Here is a 13634-nt window from a genome sequence, read left to right on the forward strand (position 1 = left end):
AAGCCCCCGCATCTGCGGGGGCGATTTCATTCAGGTGAATGCTGGCTGGAATTAGAAGAACTTGTATTCCAAGCCGATGTTGAACATGCGTCCTTGTACGTTGATCAGCTCCGAGTTTGGCGGAATGATGCCGCCGCCATCCTCACCCCAGGCGCGTTGATCGAAGTACTTGCGGTTGAGCACGTTCTTGATGAACAGCGATGCGGTCAGATTTTTGATCCCTGTGTAAGCGACCGAGTAATCGACACGCGAGAAGCTGTCCACCTTGCAGTCGGCGCTCGACATTCCCTTCTTGGCACAATCGGAAATTGTGTAGCTCGGGTCGTCGTAATCACCTTGCAGCGAGGTGCCGCTTTCATGCGCGACACGAATCGTGTTGCTGAATGCGCCAGTCTTCAGTCGCAAGGAAAGATCACCGATCAGGCGCGAGTAACCATAGCGGCCCGCCAGGTTATCACCCCAGTCATTGCGTCCTTCGCTGAACGCACGATATGACATCAGATAGGTGGCATTCAGCTCGGATGTGAGCGTGCCGAGTGCGCCGAGGTTATTCCGCAAATTGAAGTTGAAATCCACACCATCGGTCTTGGTCTTGGAAACATTCTTGAACTTGCTGGTAATCGACAGCAATTGGCCAGCCGTCACACCATATTGAGCTTGCTCAGCGGTAGTGAATGTGCGGTCGGTGCCATCCAGAGTCTTGCGCGTAATGATGCCAACGGTCGTTGGGCCTTCGCGATTCAGTACTTCGCTGTAGCTGTCGGTACGAATCTCATTCTTACGTTCAATGCGCCAGTAATCAGCACTCATGCTGAAGTTCTGAAGCGGCTCCAGGACAAAGCCAAAGTTAAAACTCTTGCTTTCTTCTGGCTTGATGTCAGGGTTGTTTGCGACCTTGCCCAGAACGCCGGAGGTGCACTCTGCCGAGTAAACACTATCCGCCCGTGCGAGCAGGGTAGCCCGTTGCGGGTCGCTTGCCGGCAGTGCTTTGGCTTGGTTCTCTAGGTCGGTAGCGAGCGCCTGTGCTTGGTCACAACGCTTGGGGTCAACAACCGTGGTGAAGCTGGTTTTGAGCGAGTCCGAGCTTTCAGACAGATTGGGTGCCCTGAAACCCGTTTCAACACTGCCGCGCAGTACTAGCTGCTTGGTCGGTTGGTAACGCAAAGCGAGTTTCGGCGAGACGTGTGGATCCAGGTTGGGGAATTTATCCGCACGTGCTGCCAATTGGGCTTCAATTTTCTCACTGACCGGGATGCTCAACTCACCAAAGATCGAGCCATAGGTACGTGAGGAGTTGGCGCCACTGAAGCCGTAGCCGACGATGTCACCATTCCGGATGTTCTCTGAGGTACCGACATCCAGCTTTTCGTGCCGAATGTCTGTGCCCACGGCGAAGCTAAGCAGGCCTGCAGGCAGATCAACCAAGCCCCCGGTCAGCTTCGCATCAAAGAAGTTGACTGTCGTTTCACCCGTAAAGGCGTAAGTCGGGAAGAGTTCGTTCAAGACGGCGGCACTGTTTTGTTGCCCCAGCTTGTAGGTCCGGTTGAAGAACAGCGGGTCATTGCCGTCGACTGCCGCTTTGTAATCGCCGATGTGCTTGATAAAGCCCGATTCGCTGAATGCGCCGCGCAACGTATTGGTTGCCTTCGAGCCAAGTTGACCAACCGCGCCATCCCAGTCGTAATCGCCTAGTGTTCCCCTCAAACCAGCCAGAACGCGGTATTGGCTTGCGTCCACTTTGCCGCCTTCGCCGGAATCAACGAAGCGGTAGCGAATACCGGCGAAATCGCCGGTCGTGTTGTAAGGGTTATCTGCCAGGATCGGGCTGGTGCGGTCCATGTACTTGAACTCACCAGTGATGGGATTGGCCCAGCTGCTATCGCCCGAACCCCAGAGGGTGAAGGCGCTCAGATAGCTGGTTTTGGTTTTTGCGTAGGTGGCATCTCCATAAGCCTGTAGGTTGTTGCCAAGATCCAGCGTACCGGCGACAAGGAAGTTGGCCCGCTTGGACTCTGGAACAGCCTGGAAGCGCTCATAACGGTCATACATGCACAAGCCGTTGGCTGCAGGGGTGCAGCCTGCCGCTGGCGAGGTGCTGCCGTCTGCATAGCTGTCCAGGTTGCCTGGGTAGGAGTAGCTAGAGAAGGTGCCAATGCTGCGGTTGAATCGGTATGCCTCTGGGTTAATGTTCCTGAGGGCATCTCGCCACACAAAGCCATCACGCTTGTAGGCTTCCGCATTAAACATCACGTTGTAGCGATCTTCACTCAGAGAGCCCATCCCGCCGGTCAAGCTCGCACTCACCGTGTCGAACAAACCGCGCTGCATGGAGTTGCTGTAGGTGGTCTTTGCCTGAAGACCCTGATAGTCCTTACGGGTGATGATGTTGATCACACCGGCGACCGCATCTGAGCCGTAAATCGCCGACGCACCGCTCTTCAGAATTTCTACGCGTTCAACCATATCCAATGGCAGTGCATCGATATTGGTGACGGACTCCGCGTAGTCTGGGGTACCGAAGGCGGCAACTCGACGACCGTTGAGCAGAACCAAGGTTGAAGACGTACCCAGATTCCGGAGCGAAGTCGAGGACGCGCCCGAGGCAAATGAGTTGCCGCCGGTGATGTCGCTCAAACCGCCCGTTGCCGCGGAGGTCGACTCTAGGGCGTCCTTGAGTGTCAGTGCGCCAGTAGCCGCGATCGCCTCTTTGGTTACAACCTGCACCGGAACCGCGGTTTCCTTGCTGGTCCGCTTAATATTCGAGCCGGTGACTTGAATTTTTTCAATTTGTTGGACTTCGTCAGCGGCATGCGCGATGTGGGCGGTACCAATCGCGGCAATGGCGAGCGCCAGATACTTTGCTTTCATTACTTCTCCCCTGAAACAGATTTGGTGACTGTCTTGCGTGTGTGCGCCTTCTTTAGAAGGCGTAGCGCCGAGGAAAGTTAGCACGAGGAGCGGCAGGCAATACTGTGTGCAATACAACAGACACAAACTTGGTTGCCAAAATGCAACCAAGTGTAAGAAGTGCGTTTTGTAGTTTTATTTCTTCAACTACATTTTTCGGGACTCGCTGGGCGAAGTTTGCGAAAATGCGCGCAATTGCAGTCGGTGCTTGCGCTGGCCGACCGAGTTTTCGCCATCTTCTGCTTTATCTATCGAGGCCTTCATGCAGTTCGCTCCCCCCGCCTACATCCAGCACCAAGCCCTGATCAACTGGGTGGCCAAGGTGGCCGCCCTGACCAAGCCCGATGCCATTCACTGGGTGGATGGTTCCGAAGCCGAGAACGAGGCGCTGCTGGCCCAGATGGTGAAGGCTGGTACGCTAACCAAGCTGAATCCGGCCAAGCGCCGTAACAGCTATGCAGCGTTTTCCGACCCGTCCGATGTGGCCCGTGTGGAAGATCGCACTTATGTCTGTGCGCAGAACAAGGCTGATGCCGGTCCGAACAATAACTGGATGGATCCGGCCGAGATGCGCGGCACTCTCGACGGTCTGTTCGACGGCTGCATGCGTGGCCGCACCCTGTATGTAATTCCGTTCAGCATGGGCCCGCTCGGTTCGCCGATTGCCCATATCGGTATCGAACTCACCGATTCGCCCTATGTCGTGGCCTCGATGCGCATCATGACCCGTATGGGCAAGCAGGTGTACGACGTGCTGGGCAAGGACGGTGACTATGTGCCCTGCGTGCACTCGGTTGGCGCACCCTTGGCTGTCGGGCAGGCCGATGTGGCCTGGCCGTGCAATAAGGACACCAAGTACATCGTTCACTTCCCGGAAACCCGCGAGATTTGGTCCTACGGTTCGGGTTATGGCGGCAATGCCCTGTTGGGCAAGAAGTGCTTTGCCTTGCGCATCGCCTCCACCATGGGCCGTGACCAGGGCTGGCTGGCCGAACATATGCTGATCCTGGGCGTGGAAAACCCGCAGGGCGAGAAGAGCTATGTGGCAGCGGCCTTCCCCTCGGCTTGCGGCAAGACCAACTTCGCCATGTTGATCCCGCCCAAGGCTTACGACGGCTGGAAGGTCACCACCGTGGGTGACGATATCGCCTGGATCAAGCCCGGTGCGGATGGCAAGCTGTATGCGATCAACCCGGAAAACGGCTACTTCGGCGTGGCGCCCGGTACCTCGGTGAAGTCGAATCCGAATGCCATGGCCATGCTGCACGAGAACGTGATCTTCACCAATGTGGCGCTGACCGATGACGGCGACGTGTGGTGGGAAGGCATGAGCAAGGATGTGCCCGAGCATCTGATCGACTGGCAGGGCAAGGACTGGACGCCGGCTTCGGGTACCAAGGCTGCCCATCCGAACGCTCGCTTCACCGTGTCGGCCACCCAGTGCCCCTCGCTTGACCCAGCCTGGAACGACCCGGCTGGCGTGCCGATCTCGGCCTTCATCTTCGGTGGCCGTCGCTCGTCCACCGTGCCGCTGGTATTCGAGGCCAAGAGCTGGGAAGACGGCGTGTACATGGCTGCCACCATGGGTTCGGAAACCACCGCTGCCGCCATGGGGGCCCAGGGTCTGACCCGCCGTGACCCGTTTGCGATGCTGCCTTTCTGCGGCTACCACATGGGTGACTACTTCCAGCACTGGCTGAGCATGGGCGAGCGCGTCAAGCAGCATGCGCCGCACATCTTCTGTGTGAACTGGTTCCGCACCGATGCGGACGGCAAGTTCATCTGGCCGGGCTTTGGAGACAATATGCGCGTGCTTGAATGGATGGTCGGCCGTGTGCAGGGCAAGGCCGAGGCACATGAAACGCTGCTGGGCTGGACGCCGGGCTATCAGGACATCAACTGGACCGATCTGGCCGAGATGAACCCAGCCCTGTTCGACAAGCTCATGCATCTGGATGCCGACACCTGGCGCCGCGAGCTCGATCTGCACGACGAGTGGCTGGCCAAGCTGGCCGACCGCCTGCCGCCCGCGCTGCAAGCCAAGCGCAAGCGCCTTGGCGACGCCTTGCTCGCCTGATTGGTGCTGGGCATGCAGATAGAAAAAGCCACCCTAGGGTGGCTTTTTCTATCTGCGGCAGGCAGGCCTGGTGCAGGCGGCGGCGCTTTGGCCGCCCATCAGCCAGGGCGAGCCGTCGCTTAGACCTTGAACTCGGGCAGCTTCTTGGCCACCGACTGGTTCTGCAGGCGCACATAGTGCGGCAGGCCGTGCTTGAACGGTGGGAAGTCCTCGCCTTCGATCAGCGGCGACAGATAGCGGCGGCAGGCGTCGGTGATATGAAAGCCATCGGCCGTGATGAAGTCGCGTGGCATGAATTTCTCGACATTGGCCACCTCGCTCAGCGGTGCATCGACGATATCCCACTGGTAAGGCGCGTCGCTCAGGCGGCGAATGGCCGGCATCACCGAATTCTTGCCGGCCAGCGCGGCTTCCACCGCGGCCTTGCCCAGTGCATATGCCTGTTCGACATCGGTCTTGCTGGCGATATGGCGCGCGGCGCGCTGCAGATAGTCGGCCACGGCCCAGTGGTATTTGTAGCCGAGCTTGTCCTTGATCAGCTGAGCGATGGTCGGGGCCACGCCACCCAGTTGCGAATGGCCGAAGGCGTCCTTCAGGCCGGTTTCGGACAGGAACTTGCCGTCCTTGTTCTTGATGCCTTCCGACACGCCGATCACGCAGTGATCGTACTTCTCGACCGTGGCCTTCACCTTGGCGAGGAAGGCTGCCTCATCGAACTCGATTTCCGGGAACAGCAGGATATGCGGGCCTTCGCCCTCGGCTTCGGCGGCCAGGCCGCAGGCCGCGGTGATCCAGCCGGCATGGCGGCCCATCACTTCCAGAATGAAGACCTTGGTCGAAGTCTTGGCCATCGAGGCCACGTCGTAGCCGGCCTCGCGGATCGAGGTGGCTACATACTTGGCCACCGAGCCAAAGCCCGGGCAGCAATCGGTAATCGGCAGATCATTGTCCACCGTCTTCGGCACATGGATGGCCTGGATCGGGTAGCCCATGGTTTCGGACAGCTGGGCGACCTTGTAGCAGGTGTCGGCCGAGTCGCCACCGCCGTTGTAGAAGAAGTAGCCGATGTTATGCGCCTTGAACACCTCGATCAGGCGCTCGTACTGTTCCTTGTGGGTGTCTACGCTTTTCAGCTTGTAGCGGCAGGAGCCGAAGGCGCCCGAGGGCGTGTGCTTGAGCGCGGCGATATCGGCGGCGCTTTCCAACGAGGTATCGATCAGGTCTTCGCTCAGCGCGCCGATGATGCCGTTGCGGCCGGCGTAGACGGTGCCGATCTTGTCGCCATGCCGACGGGCGGTTTCGATCACACCGGCGGCAGAGGCGTTGATGACGGCGGTGACGCCGCCCGACTGGGCGTAGAAAGCGTTCTTGATGCTCATGGATGCTCCTGGTGGGATTGCGGGCGGCCGCCGGGGCCGCCTACCGGTTGCTGATCGTTACTTGGCCGCCTCGCTGGCATGCCATTGCTTGAGTTGTGCGCGCCACGCGCTCCAGTCATGGGGCTGGCCGGTTTCGAAGCGCGTCTGCAGATTCTTCAGCACATTCGGCCAGGCCTTCTCGAAGTAGGCGCGCGCCTTCGGCCATTCGCCGCCACTGCCCCAGCCCAGATGGCTGAGACTGAGCCGCGTGCCCTCACCCTCGGGCGCAAAGCGCAGGATGACCACCGTGCGTTGCGCGCGTGCTTCAGGCAGGTGGGGCGGGGCATTCCAGGTGAAAGAGAGCAACTTCTCCTGCTCGATGGCCAGGATGCGCATGCCATCCGCACCCTTCATACCCGGTTTGCCATACGGGTCCATATAGATGTGAAAGGCGCCGTCAGGGCGCGCGTCCACTTCGGCCTCCGGTGCGAAGAAGCTGCGGATGCCGGCGCTGCTGGTCCAGGCCTGCCAGACCGCGCTGACCGGTGCCTTGACCGCCACCGAGAGCTCGATCGCTGATTCGGCCGCCTGCAAGGCGGTACTACACAGCAGGGCGGCAGTCAGTAGCAGTGGGCGCAGCATGGCAACACTCCCGGCGGGTTTTGGACGGGCGCAATTGTAGTCTGAAACTACCGCTTACGCCGCGCCGGCCGGCGCCTGCCAAGTCGCCGCTGCCTCATGCTTTTGGTGATGCGGGGCGGGCGTGGGCTCAGGCCACGTAGGCGGCGATGCTGACGAAATGGCAGACGCTGCCGCCCAGCACGAATAGGTGCCAGATGCCGTGGTAGTGCGGGTACTTCTCGTCATTGAGGAAGAAATAGATGCCGAAGCTGTAGACGAGGCCGCCGGCCGCCAGCCAGACCATGCCGCCGGTGGGCAGGGCAGCGATCAGTGGCTTGACGGCGATCAGCACCATCCAGCCCATTACCACATACAGAATCATCGACAGGATGCGCGTGCGCCGTCCCAGGGTCAGCTCCTGCACGATGCCGAACAGCGCGAGGCCCCACACGATGCCGAACAGCGTCCAGCCCCAGGCGCCGCGCAGCGTGACCAGCGCATACGGGGTATAGGTGCCGGCAATTAACAGATAGATCGCACAGTGGTCGAATTTCTGCAGCACGGCCTTGGCCGATTTATGCGCAATGCTGTGATAGATGGTGGAAAAACCATACAGCAGCACCAGCATGGCGCCATAGATGCTGAAGCTGACGATCTTCCATGGGTCACCCTGCAGGCTAGCCAGTACAACCAGGATCACCAGGCCGGCGATGCTGAAGGCCGTGCCGGCCAGGTGGGTGATGCTATTGAAACGCTCGCCTCGATACATGCCTTGCTTGCCTCTCTGGGGTGGCTGCCGTGGGTGGAAACATATTCAGGCCAAGAGCCACCAATCTGCACTCTAAGTGGCGCAGATTGGGGCGATAGATACGATGTGCAAGCTGCGGGGAACCCACGCTGCGGCGGGCAGCTAGGGCCGGCGATTGATGCATCGCTTAAGTCGGCTGCTTGCCGAGCATCGGCCGGTGCCTCGGGCCGTTCGGTGGCTGGCGCGATAGGGTCGATTACGGGCAAAAAAACAGGCGGGGTTGCCCCCGCCTGGTCTTGATGCCGAATGTACGCTGGTGACTTAGCCCAGCGCAGCGAACACCTGGTCGCGGATCGCTTCCACGGCGCCGATGCCGTTGATCTTCACGTACTTGGGAGCCTTCTGGTCGCCGCTGGCGGCCAGCTTGCCGTAGTAGCCGACCAGCACCTCGGTCTGCTCGTGGTAGACGGCCAGACGCTTCTTGACGGTTTCTTCCTTGTCATCGTCACGTTGCACCAGCGCTTCGCCGGTCACATCGTCACGGCCTTCCACCTTGGGCGGGTTGAACTTGACGTGGTAGCTGCGTCCCGAGGCGATATGGAAGCGGCGGCCGGCCATGCGTTCCACTACGGCGCTATCTGGCACATCGATCTCGACCACGAAGTCGATATCCACGCCGGCTTCGCGCATGGCTTCGGCCTGCGGAATCGTGCGCGGGAAGCCGTCGAACAGGAAGCCCTTGGCGGCATCCGGCTGGGCGATACGTTCCTTCACCAGGCCGATGATGATGTCGTCGCGCACCAGGCCGCCGGCATCCATGATGGCTTTCGCTTCCAGGCCCAGCGGGGTGCCAGCCTTGACGGCGGCGCGCAGCATATCGCCGGTGGAGATTTGCGGAATGCCGAACTTTTCCTTGATGAAGTTGGCTTGAGTGCCCTTGCCGGCGCCGGGTGCGCCCAGAAGAATCAATCGCATTGGAGGAGGTCCTGGTTTCGTGGGTTTATCTAAAGCTGTTATCTGTGCGGGCCGCGCTCATGGGCGGCACCGGCCTGATCGCTACTGCGCGTGCAAGGCATTCCAGCGTTGGCGAACCCGTTCCAGATCGGCCGGCGTGTCCACGCCCGCTTCGGGGGCATGGTCCATGACGGCGACACCGATGGCATGACCATGCCAGAGCACGCGCAGCTGTTCGAGCGCTTCGAATTGCTCCAGGGCACAGGGGGCCAGATTGCGGTACTGACGTAGAAAGCCGGCGCGGTAGCCGTAGATGCCAATGTGCCGAAAAACCGGTAGGTCGGTCGGCAACGCCGCGCGCGTCTGATTGAATGCGTCGCGGGCGTAGGGAATTGGTGCCCGGCTAAAGTAGAGGGCGCGGCCGGCATGGTCAAGCACGACCTTGACCACATTGGGGTTGAACATGTCCTCTGCGCTAGCAATAGCGTGGCAGGCCGTGGTCATCGGCAGGGTGTTGTCGCGCTGCAACATATGCGCGACCGCGTCGATCAGGCCTGGGTCGATCAGCGGCTCATCGCCCTGCACATTCACGACCGCCGCCTCGTCGCCCAGACCGAGCAAGTCGGCTGCCTCGGCCAGACGCTCGGTGCCCGAGGCATGGTCGGCGCGCGTCATCAGCGCATTGAAGCCATGCTCGCGCACCACGGCGTGAATGCGCGCGTCGTCGGTGGCCACATGCACGGCGCTGGCGCCGCTTTGCAGTGCACGTTCGGCCACGCGCACGATCATCGGCTTGCCGCCGATATCGGCCAGCGGCTTCTCGGGCAGGCGGCTCGATGCGAGCCGAGCCGGAATCAGGGCGACGAAGCTCACGAACCGACTTCCTCGTCGGCCGGCAGCTCGCGCGCCTCGCTTTCCAGCATGACCGGGATGCCATCCTTGATGGCGAAGGCCAGCCGGTCGCCACGGCAGATCAGTTCCTGGCGGGCCTTGTCCAGATGCAGCGGCCCCTTGCAGACCGGGCAAACGAGGATTTCGAGCAGTTTGGCGTCCATGGTGATTCCAGATGGTTTGGCCCCGGCGCAGCCAGTGCGCAGGGCAAGGCGGCTAGTGCCGCGTGGGCGGTTGAAGAGCGCGCAGCCGCTGGATCAGCCAGGCGGCGAGGTCGGGGGCAATCTGCGCCGCGACCGGCACGACCCAAATATTACCATCGTGCTGCAGTGCGGCGAGCTTCACCGCGTCCTTCTCGGTGCACAGCAGCGTTGGCGCGGCGATGGCAGCCAGATCGGCTGCGCTATACGCATGGTGGTCGGGAAACGCATGCTCGCTGAAGCCGTGCAGGCCAGCCGCACGCAGAGTGGCAAAGAAGCGCGCCGGGTGGCCAATGCCCGCCAGTGCCGCCAAGGGCTGGCCGGCGAACTCGGCCAGCGGGCGGCTTTGTTCGGGCTGGGCTAGCCGATAGGCGCTGTGCGCCAGCAGCTGCATCAGAAAGCGTGGCGTGTTGGGGGCGGTGCGTGCACCGAGCTCGGGCTGGCCGCCGTTGAACAGGATGGCATCCACGTTGGCCAGGCGCTGACGGGTTTCGCGCAGTGGGCCGGCCGGCAGCAGCCAACCGTTCTGCAGGCCGCGCTGCCCATCCACCACGGCGATCTCAATATCGCGCGCCAGCCGGTAATGTTGCAGGCCGTCGTCGCACAGCAGCACGTCGGTGCCTGGATGGGCAGCCAGCAGTGCGCGCGCGGCAGCCGGACGATCGCGCCCGACGAAGACCGGGCAACCGCTGCTGCGTGCCAGCAGCAGCGGTTCATCACCGAAGTGCTGCGCGCTGCCCTGTGGATCGACTTGCACCACGCCTTGCTGCTGCCCGCCATAGCCGCGGCTGACGATGCCTGGGCGCAGGCCTGCCGCGCGCAGCGCCTGGGCCAGATAGAGCACGGTGGGCGTCTTACCGGCGCCGCCCGCGCTGATATTGCCGACCACTACCACCGGTACCGCCAGGCGCTCGCTGCGCAGCAGGCCGCTGCGGTACAGCGCACGACGCCCCAGCGCCAGTGCGCCGAAAACGGCGCTCAGCGGCAGCAGCAGGGCGGCGGGAAAGCGGCTTTGCCAGAACTTGGGCGTATGCATAGGCAAGGCGAGTCCACAAAAAAACATTCCCGCCAGCAGCGGGAATGTCGGGTTGGCAGCGCGGTGGCTGGCTCAGTTCGGCGTCTGGGTGGCGAAGGTCAGTTTGCCGAAGCCCGCCAGGCGGGCGGCTTCCATCACATTCACCACCGACTGGTGGCTGGTGGCGCTGTCGGCATTGATCACGATCACCGGTTCCTGGCCATTGGCCTCGGCACGCATCGCCTCGGCCAAGCTCTCCGGGTTCTGGTAGCTGACCGCTTTGCCATTCACGGTATACACACCGTTATGGGCAACGGTCACCTCCACTTCCAGGGTCTTGGCTTCCTGCTTCTCGGCCGTGGCCGTGGGCAGGGCGATTTTCAGTTCGGCAAACTTCGAATAGGTGGTGGTAGCCATTAGGAAGATCAGGATCACCAGCATCACGTCGATCAGCGGGATGAAGTTGATCTCCGGTTCCTCGCGCACGCGGCCGCGGCGGAAATTCATGGTCTTAACCCCGTTCGCCGTGCACGACTTCAACCAGCTTGATGGCCTGCTGTTCCATTTCCACGATCAGGCTGTCCACCGTGCTGCGGAAGTGGCGATAGAACACCAGGGCCGGTACGGCCACGATGATGCCGAAAGCAGTGTTGTACAGCGCAACCGAAATACCGTGCGCGAGCGCGGCCGGGTTGGAACCACCGGTCGGCGATTGCGCGCCGAAGATCTCGATCATGCCGATCACGGTGCCCAGCAGGCCCAGCAGCGGCGCGGCGGTGGCGATGGTACCCAGCGTGGTCAGCAGGCGTTCGAGTTCATGGGCCACGGCTCGACCGCTTTCCTCGATCGATTCCTTCATGATTTCGCGCGAGCTCTTCACATTCTTCAGGCCGGCGGCCAGCACGCGGCCGAGCGGCGAATTGGCTTGCAGGCGCGACAGCATATCCGGCGTTACGCCGTTCTTTTTCAGTTCCTGCACGGTGAGGGCCAAGAGGCCTTCGGGCAAAACCTGCGAGCGGCGCAGGCTGACCAGACGTTCGATGATGATGGCGAGGGCGATGATGGACGCGAAGATGATCGTGTAAATCGGCCAGCCGGCAGCCTGGATGATGGCGAGCATGTAATTCCTACCCGGTTGGGTGTTGGCAAAAAACCGCGTAACTTTAGCCGCGCCTGGGGTGTCCGGCAAGACATTCCCATATGTCATACGACCCAAACCCGCGTCGTGATTGAGATTTTTCGGTTGTGCACATTCGCTGTGGATAAGTTTGTGGGCAAGTGCGTGGGTAAGCGGCTTCGCCCCCGATAATCCAGCACTTTGCTGGCTTGCCTAAAAAATGAGCGGCCAAAATAAACCTTTTATTATCAGTAATTTAAGTGTTTGCTGTAACACTTGTGTAAGAATTGTTCGCAAGGCCGGTCTTAGTGCCGGCAATGTGGATGAAACGCCCTGCGAGACCAAATGAACGAGATGCTGTCAAGCGCGACCCCAGTGTGGTCGGTCAGTGAACTTAACCGTGCTGTCAAGCGCTTGCTGGAGCGCGAGTTGCCGCTGCTGTGGGTGAGTGGTGAGATTTCCAACTTGACCATTGCCGCCAGCGGCCACTGCTATCTGTCGCTCAAGGATGCCGGCGCCCAGGTGCGCTGCGTGATGTTCCGCAACCGTGCCCTGCTGCTGCCTTTCAAGCTGCGCGAGGGCATGAAGGTGGAAGCGCGTGCCACGGTCAGCCTGTACGAGGCGCGCGGCGATTTCCAGCTGAATCTGGAAAGCATGCGTCCGGCTGGCCTCGGGGCGCTGTTCGAGGCCTTCGAAAAGCTCAAGGCCGCGCTGGCTGCCGAAGGCCTATTCGAGGCGGCACGCAAGCGCCCGCTGCCGACCAGTCCACGCGCGATCGGCATCGTCACCTCACCGCAGGCCGCGGCGCTGCGCGATGTGCTGTCCACCCTGCGCCGGCGTGCGCCGCATATCCCGGTGGTGCTCTATCCCTCGCCCGTGCAGGGCGAAGGCGCGGCCGATACGCTGGCCGCGCAGATTGTGCGCGCCAATGCGCGCGCCGAGGTGGAGGTGCTGATCGTCTGCCGCGGTGGCGGCAGCATCGAGGACCTGTGGGCCTTCAATGAGGAGGTCGTGGCACGCGCGATTGCCGCCTCGCAGATCCCGGTGATCAGCGGGGTAGGGCACGAGACAGATTTCACCATTGCCGATTTTGTGGCCGATGTACGCGCACCGACGCCCACCGCGGCCGCCGAGCTGGTCTCCAGCGACCGCGAGGCGCAATTGCTGGCCCTGGCTGGCATGCAGCGCCGTCTGCAGCGTAGCTTCCGCCAGCAGCTGGAAGGCCGCATGCAAAAGCTGGATTTTCTCGGCCGTCGCCTGGTGCATCCGGGCGAGCGCCTGCAGCGCCAGGCCAAGCAATTAGCCGAGGCCGCGCAGGCCCTGCGGCGTGGCATGGCGCGCACGCTGGAGCGGCAGCGTTGGCAGCTCGCACGCCTGCAACAGCAACATGCGCATGCCAAACCCGATCTGCGCGGGCAGGCCGCCCAGCTGGCCAGCTTGCAGCAGCGCGGCCGCTTTGCCTGGCAGCAGGGGCAGGGCGCGGCACACGCCCAGCTGGCCACCCTGGCCGCCCGCCTCGGTGCACTGAACCCCGAGGCAGTACTGGCACGTGGCTATAGCCTGGTGGAAACGACGGAGGGTGCGCTGGTGCGCGATGCGGCCGAGCTGCATCTGGGACAGAAGCTGCGGCTGCGTTTTGCGCACAGCGAGGCCGGCGTGCTGGTCAACGATGCACCGGTGGAACAGGGCAGCCTGTTCTAGCGCAGACCGCGGCGGTGTCACGCGCGTAGCGTATAGGGGATGCGC

At 61.7% G+C, this 13634-nt stretch carries 12 protein-coding genes; 2 read left to right on the forward strand and 10 right to left on the reverse strand.

Features of this window, described 5'->3' with window-relative positions; translation table 11 throughout:
• Positions 1-51: 51 nt before the first annotated feature.
• A complete protein-coding gene (locus BT173_RS06700; protein WP_072427858.1) occupies positions 52-2868 on the reverse strand; it encodes a TonB-dependent receptor plug domain-containing protein in 2817 nt (938 codons plus the stop codon).
• 301 nt (positions 2869-3169) lie between these two features.
• Here BT173_RS06700 and BT173_RS06705 point away from each other — a divergent pair, with 301 nt between their 5' ends.
• Entirely contained in the window at positions 3170-4984 is a 1815-nt protein-coding gene (locus BT173_RS06705) for a phosphoenolpyruvate carboxykinase (GTP) (RefSeq protein ID WP_072427859.1), read from the forward strand.
• Between the two features lie 119 nt (positions 4985-5103).
• On the opposite strand, the gene BT173_RS06710 is transcribed toward BT173_RS06705, so the two are convergent.
• From BT173_RS06710 to BT173_RS06750, 9 genes are all read right to left on the reverse strand, one after another.
• Positions 5104-6363: a 6-phosphofructokinase gene (locus tag BT173_RS06710; RefSeq protein ID WP_072427860.1), complete on the reverse strand. Its 1260-nt coding sequence runs from the start codon at positions 6361-6363 to the stop codon at positions 5104-5106.
• 57 nt (positions 6364-6420) lie between these two features.
• Entirely contained in the window at positions 6421-6984 is a 564-nt protein-coding gene (locus BT173_RS06715) for an SRPBCC family protein (RefSeq protein ID WP_084658271.1), read from the reverse strand.
• Between the two features lie 127 nt (positions 6985-7111).
• Positions 7112-7732 carry a PAQR family membrane homeostasis protein TrhA gene (gene trhA, locus BT173_RS06720; protein WP_072427861.1) on the reverse strand — a complete coding sequence of 207 codons (621 nt, stop codon included), beginning with the start codon at positions 7730-7732 and terminating at the stop codon, positions 7112-7114.
• Positions 7733-8032: 300 nt separating this feature from the next.
• Positions 8033-8686: an adenylate kinase gene (gene adk / locus BT173_RS06725; RefSeq protein ID WP_072427862.1), complete on the reverse strand. Its 654-nt coding sequence runs from the start codon at positions 8684-8686 to the stop codon at positions 8033-8035.
• Between the two features lie 81 nt (positions 8687-8767).
• The gene (kdsB, locus tag BT173_RS06730; protein ID WP_072427863.1) at positions 8768-9538 is read right to left on the reverse strand and encodes a 3-deoxy-manno-octulosonate cytidylyltransferase; all 771 of its coding nucleotides are present in this window, start codon (positions 9536-9538) and stop codon (positions 8768-8770) included.
• Positions 9535-9720: a Trm112 family protein gene (locus BT173_RS06735; protein WP_072427864.1), complete on the reverse strand. Its 186-nt coding sequence runs from the start codon at positions 9718-9720 to the stop codon at positions 9535-9537. The genes kdsB and BT173_RS06735 overlap by 4 nt, the downstream gene beginning before the upstream one ends.
• A 52-nt stretch (positions 9721-9772) precedes the next feature.
• Positions 9773-10792, reverse strand: coding sequence for a tetraacyldisaccharide 4'-kinase (lpxK, locus tag BT173_RS06740; protein ID WP_072427865.1), 1020 nt, complete (start codon positions 10790-10792; stop codon positions 9773-9775).
• Between the two features lie 72 nt (positions 10793-10864).
• On the reverse strand, positions 10865-11278 hold the full coding sequence (locus tag BT173_RS06745; RefSeq protein WP_072427866.1) for an ExbD/TolR family protein: 414 nt from the start codon (positions 11276-11278) through the stop codon (positions 10865-10867).
• A gap of 4 nt (positions 11279-11282) precedes the next feature.
• Positions 11283-11891 carry a MotA/TolQ/ExbB proton channel family protein gene (locus BT173_RS06750; protein WP_072427867.1) on the reverse strand — a complete coding sequence of 203 codons (609 nt, stop codon included), beginning with the start codon at positions 11889-11891 and terminating at the stop codon, positions 11283-11285.
• A gap of 342 nt (positions 11892-12233) precedes the next feature.
• Here BT173_RS06750 and xseA point away from each other — a divergent pair, with 342 nt between their 5' ends.
• On the forward strand, positions 12234-13589 hold the full coding sequence (gene xseA, locus BT173_RS06755) for an exodeoxyribonuclease VII large subunit (protein ID WP_072427868.1): 1356 nt from the start codon (positions 12234-12236) through the stop codon (positions 13587-13589).
• The last annotated feature ends 45 nt before the right edge of the window (positions 13590-13634 follow it).

Source organism: Chitinimonas taiwanensis DSM 18899, assembly GCF_900119825.1.
Taxonomy (GTDB): Bacteria; Pseudomonadota; Gammaproteobacteria; order Burkholderiales; family Chitinimonadaceae; genus Chitinimonas; species Chitinimonas taiwanensis.

Bases quoted from the DNA above. Each gene is read 5' to 3' on its own strand.
- BT173_RS06735 (WP_072427864.1), bottom strand. From the start codon at position 9,720: ATGGACGCCAAACTGCTCGAAATCCTCGTTTGCCCGGTCTGCAAGGGG.
- lpxK (WP_072427865.1), bottom strand. From the start codon at position 10,792: ATGCATACGCCCAAGTTCTGGCAAAGCCGCTTTCCCGCCGCCCTGCTG.
- trhA (WP_072427861.1), bottom strand. From the start codon at position 7,732: ATGTATCGAGGCGAGCGTTTCAATAGCATCACCCACCTGGCCGGCACG.
- BT173_RS06750 (WP_072427867.1), bottom strand. From the start codon at position 11,891: ATGCTCGCCATCATCCAGGCTGCCGGCTGGCCGATTTACACGATCATC.
- BT173_RS06710 (WP_072427860.1), bottom strand. From the start codon at position 6,363: ATGAGCATCAAGAACGCTTTCTACGCCCAGTCGGGCGGCGTCACCGCC.
- adk (WP_072427862.1), bottom strand. From the start codon at position 8,686: ATGCGATTGATTCTTCTGGGCGCACCCGGCGCCGGCAAGGGCACTCAA.
- BT173_RS06745 (WP_072427866.1), bottom strand. From the start codon at position 11,278: ATGAATTTCCGCCGCGGCCGCGTGCGCGAGGAACCGGAGATCAACTTC.
- BT173_RS06705 (WP_072427859.1), top strand. From the start codon at position 3,170: ATGCAGTTCGCTCCCCCCGCCTACATCCAGCACCAAGCCCTGATCAAC.
- BT173_RS06715 (WP_084658271.1), bottom strand. From the start codon at position 6,984: ATGCTGCGCCCACTGCTACTGACTGCCGCCCTGCTGTGTAGTACCGCC.
- BT173_RS06700 (WP_072427858.1), bottom strand. From the start codon at position 2,868: ATGAAAGCAAAGTATCTGGCGCTCGCCATTGCCGCGATTGGTACCGCC.
- xseA (WP_072427868.1), top strand. From the start codon at position 12,234: ATGAACGAGATGCTGTCAAGCGCGACCCCAGTGTGGTCGGTCAGTGAA.